This is a genomic window from Delftia acidovorans NBRC 14950 (assembly GCF_001598795.1).
In the GTDB taxonomy this organism is placed as follows: Bacteria; Pseudomonadota; Gammaproteobacteria; order Burkholderiales; family Burkholderiaceae_C; genus Comamonas; species Comamonas acidovorans.
The window spans coordinates 23,822-37,852 of sequence record NZ_BCZP01000020.1; the positions used below are offsets into that span (position 1 = coordinate 23,822).

Consider the following 14,031-nt stretch of genomic DNA (forward strand, 5'->3'; position numbering starts at 1 on the left):
AAATCATATCGTTTTACACAAGGAAAGATGGCTCTTATCGTTCAGTCCGGTTTCAAAATTAACTCACAGCCCGATGACCAAGAACACCACCCGTGCCGAATTCACCGCGCGCTACTTCGTCGAAAGCTCGGTCTCGTCCGAGAAGGTTGCGCAGGTCATCGCCGGCGAACAGTCCAGCGGCACCTTCCTCTCGTTGCCCGGCGAGACGGACGAGCTCAAGGAACGCTCTCGCGCCCGTGTCACCCGCATCGAGCCGCTCGCCCCTGCGCTTGAGCCCACGCTGCCCAGCGCCTATGTGGATCGCCAACCGCACGGCGGGGTGTTCCATCGGGCCGAGATCGAGATCGCGTTCCCGGAGGCCAACGTCGGAGCCAACCTGTCCAGCCTGCTGGCCACGGTGGCGGGCAACCTGTACGAACTGGGCGAGGTCACCGGTCTGCGCCTGCTGGACCTGGACCTGTCGCCCGGCTACGCCGCCCAATTCGCCGGCCCGGCCTTTGGGGTGTCCGGCACCCGGCGGATGGCCGGGGTCCACGGCCGGCCGCTGATCGGCACCATCATCAAGCCCAGTATCGGCCTCACGCCTGGCCAGACTGCCGAACTGGTCGACTCGCTGTGCGCAGCCGGCATCGACTTCATCAAGGACGATGAGCTGATCGCCGATCCACCCTATGCGCCGTTCGACGAGCGCCTGCGGGCCGTCATGCCGGTGCTGCAGCGCCATGCAGACCGCCTGGGCCGCATGCCGATGTACGCAATCAACATCTCCGGCTCCATCGACGAGATGCTGCGCCGCCACGATGCCGTGCTCGCAGCAGGCGGCACCTGCGTGATGGTGAGCGTCAACTGGGTCGGCTTCGCCGGGGTGGAACACCTGCGCCGCCACGCCCAGTTGCCGATCCACGGCCACCGCAACGGCTGGGGCGCGTTCACACGGCACCAGGGGCTGGGCTTCTCGTTCCAGGCTTACCAGAAGCTGTGGCGCCTGGCGGGGGTGGACCACCTGCACGTCAATGGCCTGCGCAGCAAGTTCTGGGAGCCGGACGACTCGGTCATCGCCTCGGCCCGCGCCTGCCTGTCGCCCTGGGCCGGACACCAGCCGCTGATGCCGGTGTTCTCGTCGGGCCAGTGGGCGGGCCAGGCGCCGGACCTGTACGCGGCTCTGGGTTCGGTGGACCTCATGCACCTGGCCGGCGGCGGCATCATCGGCCACCCCGACGGCATCGCCGCCGGTATGGCCAGCATGCGTGAAGGCTGGGAGGCGGCGGTGGCGAGCATCGGCCTGGACGCCTACGCCAAAACGCACCCCGCACTCCAGCGGGCAATGGCGCACTTTGCCGGGCGGTGAACGATGACTTCGACTGACAAGGCCCAAGGGCTGAAGCTCGCGTTCTACGGCGACGACTTCACCGGCTCCACCGATGCGCTGGAGGTCCTGGCTTTCGGCGGGCTGCGCTGCGCGCTCTTCCTGTCGGTGCCGAAGTCGGCGCAGATGGCTGCGTTGGGCGGCTTCGACGCCATCGGCGTGGCCGGCGCGAGCCGGGCGATGACGCCGCAGGAGATGGATGCGCAGCTGCCCGACGTATTGAGTGGGCTCGCCGCCCTGGCGCCGCAGATCGTGCACTACAAGGTGTGCTCCACCTTCGACAGCGCGCCAGCGGTGGGCAACATCGGCCGGGTCATCGAACTGTCTCGGGCGGCCTTCCCGCAGCCCGTGGTGCCGATCGTCGCCAGCACGCCGGCACTGGGTCGCTACTGCCTGTTTGGCCACCTGTTTGCGCGGTCGGGCACCGACGGCGAGGTGTACCGCATCGACCGCCACCCGATCATGAGCGTGCACCCGGTGACGCCGATGCAGGAGTCCGACGTGGCCCGGCACCTGGAAAAGCAGGCGCCATTGGCCATCGGCAACGTGCCGCTGACCTGGCTCGACACCCAGTCGCCGGCCGAGCTGGCGCAACACATCCGCGCCATGGCGCCAGCCCGGCAGGCGGTGGTGATCGACGGCCTGAGCGCCGGCCACCTGACCACCACCGGCGACTGCCTTCAGCAGATGGCTGCGGGGCTAAAAGCGCCCCTCTTTGTGGTCGGATCGTCCGGTGTCGAGTACGCGTTGACGCAATCCTGGCAGGGAGAAACGGCTGCGTCGGGCGACCGCTACGGCAGCTTCGGCGCCGTCGACCAGGTGCTGGTCGTCTCGGGCAGCGCCTCGAAGCTCAGTGCGATGCAGATCGAGGCGGCGGTGGACGCCGGCTTCCGCGAGGTGGCGATCGATGTCGAGGCGCTGGCCATCGGCCCGGACACCGCCGCCGCCGAGGCGCGCCTCGTGAGCGAGGTGGTCAGTGCGCTGGCCAGCGGCGCCAGCGTGGTGATGCACACCGCACGCGGCCCGTCCGATCCGCGCGTGGCCCGCTTGACCCAGGGCCTGCAGATGCGGGGCGCCAGCCTGGAGCAGGCGCGCCACCAGAGCGGGCGCCTGGTCAGTGAACGGCTGGGCATCGCGGTGGACGCCATCGTTCGCCGCCACCGGCTGCGTCGCCTGGTGCTCTCGGGGGGCGACACGTCCAGCCGCATCACACAGGCCCTCGGCCCCGACGCCCTGGAGATCCGCGCCCGCCTGTCGCCCGGCGCACCGCTGTGTGCCGTCCTGTCCACACAGTCCCACCTGAGCGGGCTGGAGCTGGCCCTCAAGGGCGGCCAGATGGGCGCTCCCGACTACTTCGTCCGCGCGCTGCGGGGCAGCGCCGGGGACGCCTGATGCATTGAACCATTCACACAAAACCACCAGGAGACCTGTCTTGCCATCCACCCACACTCCACACCGCGTCGCGGTCGTCACCGGCGGCGCCATGGGCATCGGCGCCGAAGTCTGCCGGCGTCTGGCCGCCGCAGGCTTTGCCATCGTCGTCGCCGACCGCGACCAGACGGCCGCCGAGACCACCGCCGCGGACCTGCGCGCCGACGGTGCGACCGCCGAGGCCCAGGCCATCGACGTTGGCGACGCCGCATCGGTCGACAGCGCCTTCGCCGCCATCGAGCAGCGCCATGGACGCTGTGACGTGCTGGTCAACTCGGCCGGCATCGCCAAGGTCCATCCCTTCCTGGAGTTTCCGGACGACAACTTCGCGGCCACCATGGCCGTCAACGTCAACGGCACCTTCCTGTGCAGCCAGCGCGCAGCGCGCCTGATGGTGCGCAACCATTGGGGCCGTATCGTCAACATCGCCTCGGTGGCAGGCATGCGCGCCGTCGGCACCGGGCGGACTGCCTACGGCACCTCCAAGGGCGCCGTGATCGCGCTGACCCGCCAAATGGCAGTCGAGCTGGCCGAAAAGGGCGTGACGGCCAACGCCGTGGCGCCCGGTCCGGTGGACACACCGATGACCCGTGTGCTGCACACCGCGCAATTCCGTCGAGAGTACGAGAACGCGATCCCGATGAACCGATACGGCACCGTGGGCGAAATCGCAGCGGCCGTGATGTACCTGGTGTCCGAGGACGCGGGGTTCGTGACCGGCGTCACCCTGCCGGTCGATGGCGGCTTCCTCGCCTCTGGCGCCCGGGGCATCTGAACCATCACTTTTTCCACCCTGAGAGGAGACTCCATGAACAAGCGCAACTTCATCGCGGGCGCTGCGCTCGCACTCGCCACCCTGGCCGCCGTTCCGGCCATGGCCCAGCAGGTCAAGGCCCGAATGGGCCATGTCTTCGCTGCCAACAGCACCATGGACCAGGCAGCGCAGGAATTCGCCAGGCTGGTGGGCGAACGCACCAAGGGCCGGATCGGCATCATGGTCTTCCCGGCCAACCAACTGGGCGGCGAGCAGGCACAGGCGCGCGAACTGTCGCGCGGCTCGTTGGAGCTGGCACTGCTGAACCCCGGCTCGCTGGCCGGCCTGAACCCGCTGCTCGACATCCACTACCTGCCCTACATCGCATCCGACTTCAAGCAGGTAGATGCCATCTTCTACAACCCCAAGGGCGTTCTGCAGACGACGCTGCGCGAGACACTGGCCAAGCAGAACATCGAGACGCTGGGCTTCTTCGAGCTCGAGTTCCGCGCTGTGACCAACTCCAGCCGTCCGGTGGAGAAGCCGGCTGACCTGAAGGGCCTGAAGCTGCGGGTTCCAGGTTCGGCTGCGATCAAGGGCTTTTTCGAGGAAACCGGCGCCCAGGTGGTTGTGATGCCGTTCCCCGAGCTGTTCACGGCGCTTCAGCAAAAGACGGTGGACGGCCAGGACAACGGCGCCAGCATCACCTACGAATCGCGCCTGTTCGAGACACAGAAGTACATGACGCTGACCAACCACGTCTACGCCATGGGTACGGTGGCATCGAGCTCGAAGTTCTGGTCGGCGCTGTCCGAAGCCGAAAAGAAGATCCTGACCGACACCGCCGCCGAGGTGACCAGCAAGCAGATCGAAAAGAGCCGCCAGCTCAACGCAGACTTCCTGAAAAAGATCGAGGCCGGTGGAATCAAGATCGTCCGGCCATCGGCGCAGGCCATGGCCGAGTTCGAGAAGGTGGGCCAGGGCCTGTGGGGAAAGCTGTCGGGCACCTACGGTGCTGAACGCATCGCTGCTCTGCGCCAAGAGGCTGCGGCTGCTCGCAAATAAGTGAAGGAGGGGCCCATGTCCGTCAGCAAACGCGCCAGCACGTGGCTGTTTTCGGTGGAACGCCACGCGTTCCTGGCCGAGAAGTGGATTTGCATCATCTCGCTTGTCGCCATGCTGGTGGGCATCTGCTTCAGCGTGGCGGTGAGGTACTTCAGTCTCCACCTGCCCGACGCCGGTGAAATCGCCATCTACGCCATGGCGCCACTCACTTTCGTCGGTGCAGCAATGTGTACCTGCACAGGGACGCACATCGCGGTGGACATCATCGACCAGGTCAAGCGCCCGTGGGTTCGCCGGACCGGTCGGGTGTTCACGGCGCTCACCATGATCGTCTTCGGCGCAGTCTATTTCTGGACAGCACTGGGGTTCTTTCAAAGCGCGTTGAGCTCCGGCGAGCGAGGCCTCGACATGGGCATTCCTGTCGCGATTCCCACTTTCTTCTTCCCGCTCGGCATGGCGCTGGTGGTGCTGCATGCCCTGGCCGAGCTGATCCGTGCCGCAACCAATCAACCATCGGTTGCCAAGGAACACCCATGATCATCGGTCCCGCTCTCATCTTCATTCTGTTGTTGGGTGTGCCCGTCGGTGTGGCCTTCACCTTGGTGGTGATGGTCAACGCCGAACGGTGGAACATCGACTGGTCGGTGCTGCCCTCCATCACCTATGACACCGTTACCGTTTTTCCGCTTCTGGCGATCCCGCTTTTCCTGCTGGGTGGGCAGCTCATGAGTCATGGGGGGCTGATCCGGCAGCTCACCGCTGTCTGCGATGCACTGATCGGGCGGCTACAGGCCCACCTGGGCCATGTGATGGTGCTGGCCAGCGCCCTGATGGGCGCCATCACCGGCTCGTCGGTCGCGACTGTGGCCGCGATAGGTAGCACCGTCGGCAAGGAAATGATCGAACGCGGCTACTCGCCCGGCTACACCGCGGCGCTCAATGCGTCTGCGGGATTGCTCGGCGTGCTCATCCCTCCGTCGATTCCGTTGATCCTGTACGGCTCCATCGTGGGAGTCTCGATCACCGAGCTGTTCATGGCATCCATCGGGCCCGGGATCGTCATGATGCTGGCCTTCATGATCGTGCACGCCTCGCTCGCCCGCCGCGTGCTGCCGGGTGGCAAGGAAAAGCCGGCGGCAGTGCATTCCGGTGAATCCAGCCGTACCGGCGCTGCCGCGCCCGTCTCGCGCACCAGCGTGTTCGTGCGTGCCGTGCCCGCGCTCATGCTGCCGGTGCTGGTGCTGGGAGGCATCTACACGGGCATCTTCACGCCCACCGAGGCGGCAGCGGTGGCGGCGCTCTACGCGCTGCTGATCACGCTCGTCAGCAGGGCCGTGCGCGTGCGCGACATGGAGAAGATTTTCCTGAGCGCCGCGCTGTCCGCCGCGGCGATCCTGGTGATCATCGGCTTCACCAGCATCTTCAACCGCGCCATGGTGCTGGAGCAGGTACCGCAGTCGATCGCGATGTGGGCCACCACGGTGACCGACAGCCCGATCATCTTCCTCCTGGTGGTGAACATCATCCTGCTGGTCGTCGGCATGTTCATGGAAACCAATGCCGCAACCCTGCTCATGGGCCCCCTGCTGGCGCCGACTGCAGCGAAGTTCGGCATCGATCCGATCCACTTCGCCATCATTTTGGTGACCAACATCGAGCTCGGGCTGCTCACGCCGCCGCTGGCCGCGAACCTCTATGTGGCGGCACGAACAAACAAGGTACCGATCATCGACCTGCTTCGAAACCTGGGCTGGTTCCTGGTGGCGTGCCTGGTCGTGATGGCCATGATCACCTACGTTCCGCAGCTGCCCCTTTGGTATCGATTTTTCTAAGCCGCGATGCCCCGCATCCCCATCAAAACCTCAATCGTCACCGTCGTCGCGTCGTCATCCGGCCTTTTGCGATGCGCGATGCCCAACGCCCTTGACAGTGCCGGCCGCAGGGGTCGCGTGGTGATGCGTGGGTCAGGCTGCGGTGCGCCGGCCTCGTGGGGCAGCAGCGCGGCGCCGTAGCCCGCCGCCACCAGGCTCTTCATTGCGTCGTTGTAGTTCAGCTCGATCCGTGCCTGTGGCCGGGCGCCGCCTGCGGCAAACCATTCGGCGGTCTGGCGTGACAGCCGGGTTCCACGGTCGTTGGCGATCAGCGGACGGGCCGCAAGCCACGCGGGCGTGATGTGCTGCGGCGGCTTCCAGGCGGCCGGGATGAAGGCCAGCACGGGGTCCTGGCGCCAGGCCTGCACCTGCAGCCCGCGCAGCACGGGCTGTGGCAAGGCAACGATGCCGATGTCCAGGCTGCCGGCGGCCAGGCGCGCCAGGGCTTCCTCGCTGGTCATCACCGCCACTTGCACGTCGATCTCGGGATGCCGGGCGGCCAGGGTTTCCAGCGCCTGGGGCAAGAGGTGCGCGAGTGCGCCGGTGGAGGCGCCCAGGCGCACGCGGCCCCCGCGCGTGGCGATCTGGCGCTGCACGGTCTGCAGGAGATCGTCGGCCTCGGCCAGGAGCTGGCGCGCCTTGTCTATCAGCAGGCTGCCCGCCGATGTGGCGGTGACGCCGGCCGGTGCGCGGTGCAATAGACGAGTTCCCAGACGCTCTTCGAGCTGCGCCACATGCAGCGTCACCGTGGGCGGCGCCAGGTGCAGCACCTTGGCGGCGGCGGCGAATGAGCCCAGGTCGGCCACCGTCAGCAGGGTGCGCAGACGGTCCAGATTGATTTCGCGCATGGTGCGGTGTCCCAGGTTGCCAGCAATTCAGGAATCATGAATCCGTAGTTTGTCAGATTCAACTGGTCTGCATGCGGCAGGCGCTGCACCATGCGCTCCACACCCAATCGGAGCAACCCATGACCTCTCTTGTTTTCATCGATGGCGACCAAGGCACCACCGGCCTGCAGGTGCGCGAATGGCTGGCGGATCGGACCGACCTGCGCCTGCTGCAACTGCCGGCCGACCAGCGCAAAAGCACGGCGCACCGTGCCGAGGCGCTCAACGACTGCGACATCGCCTTGCTGTGCCTGCCGGACGAGGCTGCGCGCGAGGCCGTGGCGCTGGTGCGCCGGCCCGGCGTGCGCGTGATCGATGCGAGTTCTGCGCATCGCACCGCGCCGGGCTGGGTCTATGGCCTGCCGGAACTGGAGGCAGGCCAGGCTGAACGCATCGCCCATGCCCGGCGCGTCAGCAATCCCGGCTGCTATCCGACAGGTGCGCTGGCACTGCTCAGGCCCTTGATCGACGCGGGCCTGCTGCCCCCCGACTACCCGCTGGCCATTCACGCGGTATCGGGCTACTCGGGACGGGGCCGCGCAGGACTGCTGGACCATGAGGGCGCTGCCGCCGCGACTGCCGTGCCCCTGCAGGTCTATGGCCTGGGACTGCACCACAAGCACGTGCCCGAGATCCAGCAGCATGCCGGCCTGGCCCATGCGCCGGTGTTCGTGCCGGCCTATGGCCACTACCGGCAAGGCATCGTACTGACCATCGCCCTGCATCTGCGGCTGCTGCCCGCTGGTGTGACCGCCCGCAGCCTGCACGCTGCGCTGCAGGTGCGGTATCAGGGCCAGCCCTGCATCGAGCTGCAACCCCTGGAGGAGGACGCCGATGCGCAGCGGCTCGATCCGCGCGCGCTCAATGGCAGCAACCGGATGCGGCTCGCGGTGTTCGGACAGCCGCAGGAGCAGCAGGTGCTGCTGACCGCCGTGTTCGACAACCTGGGCAAGGGCGCCGCCGGCGCGGCGGTGCAGAACCTTGATCTGATGCTCGGGCTGCAGCCACTGCTGCAGCCACTGCTCCACGGCTCAACGAATCCGTCGCGCATTCCCCTCCCCCTCTGAGCGAGGGGACATGCACCCCCTGCATAGCGCGGCAAGCAGGCCGCCGCCTCGCTGCCAGCCAGACCGAAGCGGGTACTGCGCCAGTCGGCCTGAACCGTGCGGCTCGGCGGGCCAGGGCCTGCGGTTTCAGCGGGGCAGCCTGTCGATGGTCTGGATCAGCAACTGGGCCAACCTGTCGCTGGCGGCCTGGGTGCGGTGCACGCCATCCGGGTTCAGATCCTCGTCCCCGCGAAAATCGGCATCCCAGCCGGCGTGCGGTATGCCCTGTTGCGTGGCGATGTCGTGCATCACCGCGTTCAGGGCGTCAAGGTTGTCCGTCCATTCCACGGGAAAGCGCCCCAGCGGCATGCCGGGCAGGCCCGTGAACACGGGAGTGGAGCCGCATTCCCGACTGATGCGCACGGCCTCCAGCAGGTCGGCCCGGTACTCGTCTGGCGGGACCAGGCCGAAGCCGTCATTGGCGCCCAGGGCGATGACCGTGACGCGGCTGTTGTGCGGCACGTCGGCAAACGTCAGCATGAGTTTTTGCAACCGCAGGCCGTTGATGCACCTGTCATCCAGCGTCCACCAGGGGCGTGCCGCCTGGATGCGCTGCACCGGCGTGATGTCCACGCTGTAGCCGTTGAGAATGCTGTCGCCGTTGAGCTCGATGCTCAACGGGCAGCGATAGCCAAACAGCCGGCACAGCAGCTTTTGCAACCAATCCATATCGAACCTCCTGGGGAATGCGGGCATGGACGACACGGCATGTGTCGTTCACCCGATGATCCGCGAGGCTCCCTCGCCCGCAGGCACTCCGGGCGCCATGGCCTGGCGTGCAGTGCCCAGGCACATCATCTGAAGGGCGCCAGGGCCGCTATCCCACCATCTCCCGCACCCAGCCCGGCAACTCGATGGCCTTCTGCCTGGGAAAGTCCACCCAGATCACGGTGCCGCCGCCGGCCGCGCAGATGACGCCGGGCTCGGAGATGCGTTCCATGGTTCCCCAGGTCTCGAAGGTGGTGCGGCCGGGGTCGCTGACGTACATCTTGAGCAGCACTTCGTCGGGATAGGCCAGCTGCTGGTGGAAGTTGCAGAACGCATTGACGATGACCGGCCCCTGCCCGCCCGGCGTAGGCGCCATGCCCGCTTCGACCATCCAGTCGATGCGGGCAGTCTCCAGATAGCGGAAGTACATGGCGTTGTTGACATGGCCCATGGCGTCCATGTCGCCCCAGCGCACTTTGAATCGCATCTCGTGAACGCATTTTTTATATTCTGGAATCTCTATGCGCATGCCTGCAGTCTCCTTGTTGTAGCGCCACCGCAAGGCACCATGCCCCGCAGCCCCCGGTCACTGTGCAGCAGGGCGGATTCCCGCGCTGTCACCTATCAGCAACGACGGGGTCCACGCACGTCATAGAATCCACCGCATTGCGGCATTTGCGCTGCAGCCGAACGAACGTTCGGTCTGCCGAACATCCTGTTTTTTCAATATCCAAGCGAGACACCCCGATGACGAACGAAGAAATCCTGGCCCAGTACGGGCCGCGCGAAGCCATGGAATACGACGTGGTGGTGGTTGGCGGCGGCCCCGGCGGGCTGGCCACAGCCATCCGCCTCAAGCAGCTGGCGGCCGAAAAAGGCCAGGATGTCTCCGTCGTCGTGCTGGAAAAGGGCTCGGAGCCCGGTGCCCACATCCTGTCGGGCGCCATCATGGACCCGCGTGCGCTGACCGAGCTGATCCCTGACTGGAAGGAAAAGGGCGCGCCCCTGACCCAACCCGTCACCGATGACGCCATGGTTTTCCTGGGTGAGAAATCCGCCCTGCGCACCCCCAACTTCCTGCTGCCGGCCTGCTTCCAGAACCATGGCAACTACATCGTTCGCCTGGGCTACGTGGTCAAGTGGCTGGGCGAGCAGGCCGAGGCACTGGGCGTTGAAATCTTCCCGGGTTTTGCTGCCGCCGAGGTGCTCTACAACGAGGACGGCTCGGTCAAGGGCGTGGCCACCGGCAACATGGGCATCGGCAAGGACGGCGAGCCCACGGGCGAGTTCCAGCTGGGCATGGAGCTGCACGCCAAGTACACGATCTTTGCCGAAGGCTCACGCGGCCACCTGGGCAAGCAGATCATTGCCAAATACCAGCTGGACGCCGGCAAGGACCCGCAAAGTTACGGCCTGGGCATCAAGGAGCTGTGGGAAATCGACCCGGCACGCCACAAGCCCGGCTTCGTGATGCACACGGCCGGCTGGCCCATGGACAGCAAGACCTACGGCGGCGCCTTCCTCTACCACCTGGACGACAACAAGGTCACGCTGGGCTTCATCACGGGCCTGGACTATGCCAACCCCTACCTGAGCCCCTTCGAGGAATTCCAGCGCTGGAAGACCCATCCCAACATCCGCTACTACCTGGAAGGCGACGAGTCCAAGGGCATCAAGCCGGCCAAGCGCCTGGGCTACGGCGCGCGCGCCATCACGGCCGGCGGCCTGCTGTCCCTGCCCAAGTTCGTGTTCCCGGGCGGCGCGCTCGTGGGCTGCGACGCAGGTTTCCTGAACGTCAGCCGTATCAAGGGCAGCCATGCCGCCATCAAGACCGGCATGCTGGCCGCCGAAGCCGCCTATGACGCCATCGTCGCGGGCCGCCAGGGCGACGAGCTGGGCGCCTATGTAGAGGCCTTCGAGAACAGCTGGCTGTACGAAGAGCTGAACAAGTCGCGCAACTTCAAGGCCTGGTTCAAGAAGGGCCTGACCACAGCCACGCTGATGAACGGCATCGAGCAGTTCGTGCTCAAGGGCAACATCCCCTGGACGCTGCACCGCGACAAGCCCGACCACGCCTACCTTAAGCCTGCGGCCGAGTGCAAGCCCATCGACTACCCCAAGCCCGATGGCAAGCTGACCTTCGACCGCCTGTCCAGCGTCTTCATCAGCAACACCAACCACGCCGAAGACCAGCCCGCCCACCTGACGCTCAAGGACGCCTCGGTGCCCGTGGCCATCAACCTGGCCAAGTACGCAGGCCCCGAGCAGCGCTACTGCCCGGCCGGCGTCTATGAGTTCGTGGACGACACGGCCCAGGGCGGCAAGCGCCTGCAGATCAACGCCCAGAACTGCGTGCACTGCAAGACCTGCGACATCAAGGACCCCACGCAGAACATCGTCTGGGTCACACCCGAAGGCGGCGGCGGGCCGAACTACGCGGGCATGTGATCCGCACGCCACACCGGCCCTCCTCTGAAGCCTGCCCAAGCCTGCTTGTGCAGGCTTTTTCTTTGAGCGCCGTCAAAGCCATGCAGGCCCAGAAAGCATAGAAGGCCATCCGAAAGGCGCTTGCACGCAATAAAAATGCACGACAAAGCCAAAAACAAGCCCCTGAAGACGCAAACCTGCACCGCCAAACCTATCCAACACGCATGAAAAAGTTGCACCTAGGGCATTCCCCGCAGATTTCATGCCAATTTTTAGATACAAACCTATAGGTGAAAACCGGGTCGTCCAAACGCCAAGGCGTACAGGGCGGCTGCAGTAGACTTTGCCGCGAAGCGCCGCGACCGTCCTGTGCGGCCTTCTGCTGAGCAAACAGGAACAAACACAAGCACGTTGGAGATACACGTATGAAGCACTTGTCTTGGGCGCCCCTGGGCGCGCTGGCCCTGGCAATTTCCGCCATCACGGGCGGCGCCCACGCCGCTGACGAGAAGTCGGTCGCAGTGACCGCCATCGTCGAGCACCCTGCACTCGACGCCGTGCGCGACGGCGTGCAGGCCGCGCTCAAGGAAGCAGGCTACGAAGCCGGCAAGAATCTCAAGTGGCAGTACCAGAGTGCCCAGGGCAACACCGGCACGGCCGCGCAGATCGCACGCAAGTTCGTGGGCGACAAGCCTGACGCCATCGTGGCCATCGCCACGCCCTCGGCCCAGGCCGTGGTCGCATCGACCAAGACCGTGCCCGTGGTGTTCTCCGCCGTGACCGACCCCGTGGCCGCCAAGCTGGTGCCCAGCTGGGAGCCGTCCAAGAACAACGTGACCGGCGTGTCCGACCTGTTGGCCCTGGACAAGCAGATGGATCTGGTCAAGCAGGTCGTGCCCAACGCCAAGCGCGTGGGCATGGTCTACAACCCCGGCGAGGCCAACTCCGCCGTGGTGGTCAAGGAACTCAAGGCCCTGCTGCCCAAGCTGGGCATGACCCTGGTGGAAGCCGCCGCACCCCGTTCCGTGGACGTCAGCAGCGCCGCGCGCAGCCTGGTCGGCAAGGTCGACGTGATCTATACCAATACCGACAACAACGTGGTCTCGGCCTACGAGTCGCTGGTCAAGGTCGGCCAGGACGCCAAGATCCCGCTGGTGGCCTCGGACACCGACTCCGTCAAGCGCGGCGCCGTGGCTGCCCTGGGCATCAACTACCGCGATCTGGGCGAGCAAACCGGCCGCATGGTCGTGCGCATCCTCAAGGGCGAAAAGCCCGGCGACATGAAGACCGAAGTCAGCACCAAGATGGAGCTGTTCGTGAATCCCGGCGCCGCCGAGAAGCAAGGCGTCAAGCTGTCCGACGCGCTGGTCAAGTCGGCCGCCCAGGTGATCAAGTAATACCCGGGGTTTGCCTGCCCGGGACCAACCCGGGCAGTGCGCCCACGGTGGCAGGCGCCATGGCAACATGGCCCTGCCCTTTTTTTAAGTCGTTTTCTGTCCCACGCGCCTGTCGCTCCTCCTATGTCTCTTTTCTCATTGCTCGGTGCCGTCGAGATCGGCCTGATCTTCAGCCTGGTGGCGCTGGGCGTCTTCATCTCGTTCAGATTGCTGCGCTTTCCCGACCTCACGGTGGACGGCAGCTTCCCGCTGGGCGGCGCCGTCTGCGCCATCCTGATTTCCACGGGCACCAACCCCTGGCTGGCCACGCTGGCCGGCACGGCCGCGGGCGCCGTCGCGGGCCTGATCACGGGCTGGCTCAATGTGCGCCTGAAGATCATGGATCTGCTGGCCTCCATCCTGATGATGATCGGCCTGTATTCGGTCAACCTGCGCATCATGGGCGGCCCCAACGTGCCGCTGATCAACGAGACCACGCTGTTCACCCTGCTGCAGCCCGACAGCGTGGCTGACTATGTGATGCGCCCGGTCATCCTGTTCGTGATCGTCGTGCTGGCCAAGCTGGGCCTGGACTGGTTCTTCGCCACCGAGCGGGGCCTGGCCATCCGCGCCACGGGCTCCAACGCCCGCATGGCCCGTTCGCAGGGTGTGAACACCGGCGCCATGATCCTGCTGGGCATGGCGATCTCCAACGGCCTGGTCGGCCTGGCCGGCGCGCTGTTCGTGCAGACCCAGGGCGGCTCGGACATTTCCATGGGTATCGGCACCATCGTCATCGGCCTGGCTGCCGTGATCGTGGGCGAGTCCATCCTGCCTTCGCGCCGCATCGTCTGGGCCACGCTGGCCGTGGTGGTGGGCGCCATCGTCTACCGCTTCTTCATTGCAGCGGCCCTCAACAGCGATTTCATCGGCCTCAAGGCCCAGGATCTGAACCTCGTCACCGCCCTGCTGGTGACCGTCGCCCTGGTGATCCCCCAACTGAAGCGCAAGTTTGCACAGCGCAAGTCCTGATCGCCGGA

General features: G+C 66.0%; 13 protein-coding genes. 10 read left to right on the forward strand and 3 right to left on the reverse strand.

The genetic code is table 11. The annotated features are described in order from the left end of the window. Positions 1-73: 73 nt before the first annotated feature. From DA1_RS21810 to DA1_RS21835, 6 genes are read left to right on the forward strand one after another with little or no spacing between them, the layout of a single operon-like run. Positions 74-1,348 (forward strand): ribulose-bisphosphate carboxylase large subunit family protein, encoded by a 1,275-nt coding sequence (locus tag DA1_RS21810; RefSeq protein ID WP_034394822.1) that lies wholly within the window; start codon positions 74-76, stop codon positions 1,346-1,348. 3 nt (positions 1,349-1,351) lie between these two features. After that, on the forward strand, positions 1,352-2,758 hold the full coding sequence (locus DA1_RS21815) for a four-carbon acid sugar kinase family protein (protein ID WP_034394825.1): 1,407 nt from the start codon (positions 1,352-1,354) through the stop codon (positions 2,756-2,758). Positions 2,759-2,798: 40 nt separating this feature from the next. Continuing rightward, a complete protein-coding gene (locus DA1_RS21820) occupies positions 2,799-3,572 on the forward strand; it encodes an SDR family NAD(P)-dependent oxidoreductase (RefSeq protein WP_034394828.1) in 774 nt (257 codons plus the stop codon). Between the two features lie 33 nt (positions 3,573-3,605). Further along, positions 3,606-4,616, forward strand: a complete 1,011-nt coding sequence (locus tag DA1_RS21825) for a TRAP transporter substrate-binding protein (protein ID WP_034394832.1) — start codon at positions 3,606-3,608, stop codon at positions 4,614-4,616. Positions 4,617-4,631: 15 nt separating this feature from the next. Continuing rightward, on the forward strand, positions 4,632-5,153 hold the full coding sequence (locus tag DA1_RS21830) for a TRAP transporter small permease (protein WP_062794161.1): 522 nt from the start codon (positions 4,632-4,634) through the stop codon (positions 5,151-5,153). After that, positions 5,150-6,448: a TRAP transporter large permease gene (locus DA1_RS21835; RefSeq protein WP_034394840.1), complete on the forward strand. Its 1,299-nt coding sequence runs from the start codon at positions 5,150-5,152 to the stop codon at positions 6,446-6,448. Before DA1_RS21830 ends, DA1_RS21835 begins: the two co-directional genes overlap by 4 nt. Here the strand turns inward: DA1_RS21835 and DA1_RS21840 are convergent. Continuing rightward, positions 6,445-7,335: a LysR family transcriptional regulator gene (locus tag DA1_RS21840; protein ID WP_034394842.1), complete on the reverse strand. Its 891-nt coding sequence runs from the start codon at positions 7,333-7,335 to the stop codon at positions 6,445-6,447. The two genes, DA1_RS21835 and DA1_RS21840, sit on opposite strands and share 4 nt — an antisense overlap. A 119-nt stretch (positions 7,336-7,454) precedes the next feature. On the opposite strand from DA1_RS21840, the gene argC reads away from it, so the two are divergent. Continuing rightward, positions 7,455-8,441, forward strand: a complete 987-nt coding sequence (gene argC / locus DA1_RS21845) for an N-acetyl-gamma-glutamyl-phosphate reductase (RefSeq protein WP_034398696.1) — start codon at positions 7,455-7,457, stop codon at positions 8,439-8,441. Positions 8,442-8,567: 126 nt separating this feature from the next. Here argC and DA1_RS21850 read toward each other — a convergent pair whose 3' ends face one another. Then, the gene (locus tag DA1_RS21850; protein WP_034394844.1) at positions 8,568-9,149 is read right to left on the reverse strand and encodes a GDSL-type esterase/lipase family protein; all 582 of its coding nucleotides are present in this window, start codon (positions 9,147-9,149) and stop codon (positions 8,568-8,570) included. A gap of 148 nt (positions 9,150-9,297) precedes the next feature. Then, on the reverse strand, positions 9,298-9,717 hold the full coding sequence (locus DA1_RS21855; RefSeq protein ID WP_013801953.1) for an acyl-CoA thioesterase: 420 nt from the start codon (positions 9,715-9,717) through the stop codon (positions 9,298-9,300). Between the two features lie 218 nt (positions 9,718-9,935). Between DA1_RS21855 and DA1_RS21860 the strand changes: the two genes are divergently transcribed. From DA1_RS21860 to DA1_RS21870, 3 genes are all read left to right on the forward strand, one after another. Further along, complete coding sequence (locus DA1_RS21860; RefSeq protein WP_034394846.1) at positions 9,936-11,636, forward strand: electron transfer flavoprotein-ubiquinone oxidoreductase; 1,701 nt, start codon at positions 9,936-9,938, stop codon at positions 11,634-11,636. 404 nt (positions 11,637-12,040) lie between these two features. Beyond that, positions 12,041-13,012, forward strand: coding sequence for an ABC transporter substrate-binding protein (locus DA1_RS21865; protein ID WP_034394850.1), 972 nt, complete (start codon positions 12,041-12,043; stop codon positions 13,010-13,012). 123 nt (positions 13,013-13,135) lie between these two features. Continuing rightward, positions 13,136-14,023, forward strand: a complete 888-nt coding sequence (locus DA1_RS21870; RefSeq protein WP_034394853.1) for an ABC transporter permease — start codon at positions 13,136-13,138, stop codon at positions 14,021-14,023. The last annotated feature ends 8 nt before the right edge of the window (positions 14,024-14,031 follow it).

Coding starts and splice junctions, on each gene's coding strand:
- DA1_RS21810 (WP_034394822.1), top strand. CDS start 74: ATGACCAAGAACACCACCCGTGCCGAATTCACCGCGCGCTACTTCGTC.
- DA1_RS21815 (WP_034394825.1), top strand. CDS start 1,352: ATGACTTCGACTGACAAGGCCCAAGGGCTGAAGCTCGCGTTCTACGGC.
- DA1_RS21825 (WP_034394832.1), top strand. CDS start 3,606: ATGAACAAGCGCAACTTCATCGCGGGCGCTGCGCTCGCACTCGCCACC.
- DA1_RS21830 (WP_062794161.1), top strand. CDS start 4,632: ATGTCCGTCAGCAAACGCGCCAGCACGTGGCTGTTTTCGGTGGAACGC.
- DA1_RS21835 (WP_034394840.1), top strand. CDS start 5,150: ATGATCATCGGTCCCGCTCTCATCTTCATTCTGTTGTTGGGTGTGCCC.
- DA1_RS21840 (WP_034394842.1), bottom strand. CDS start 7,335: ATGCGCGAAATCAATCTGGACCGTCTGCGCACCCTGCTGACGGTGGCC.
- argC (WP_034398696.1), top strand. CDS start 7,455: ATGACCTCTCTTGTTTTCATCGATGGCGACCAAGGCACCACCGGCCTG.
- DA1_RS21850 (WP_034394844.1), bottom strand. CDS start 9,149: ATGGATTGGTTGCAAAAGCTGCTGTGCCGGCTGTTTGGCTATCGCTGC.
- DA1_RS21855 (WP_013801953.1), bottom strand. CDS start 9,717: ATGCGCATAGAGATTCCAGAATATAAAAAATGCGTTCACGAGATGCGA.
- DA1_RS21860 (WP_034394846.1), top strand. CDS start 9,936: ATGACGAACGAAGAAATCCTGGCCCAGTACGGGCCGCGCGAAGCCATG.
- DA1_RS21865 (WP_034394850.1), top strand. CDS start 12,041: ATGAAGCACTTGTCTTGGGCGCCCCTGGGCGCGCTGGCCCTGGCAATT.
- DA1_RS21870 (WP_034394853.1), top strand. CDS start 13,136: ATGTCTCTTTTCTCATTGCTCGGTGCCGTCGAGATCGGCCTGATCTTC.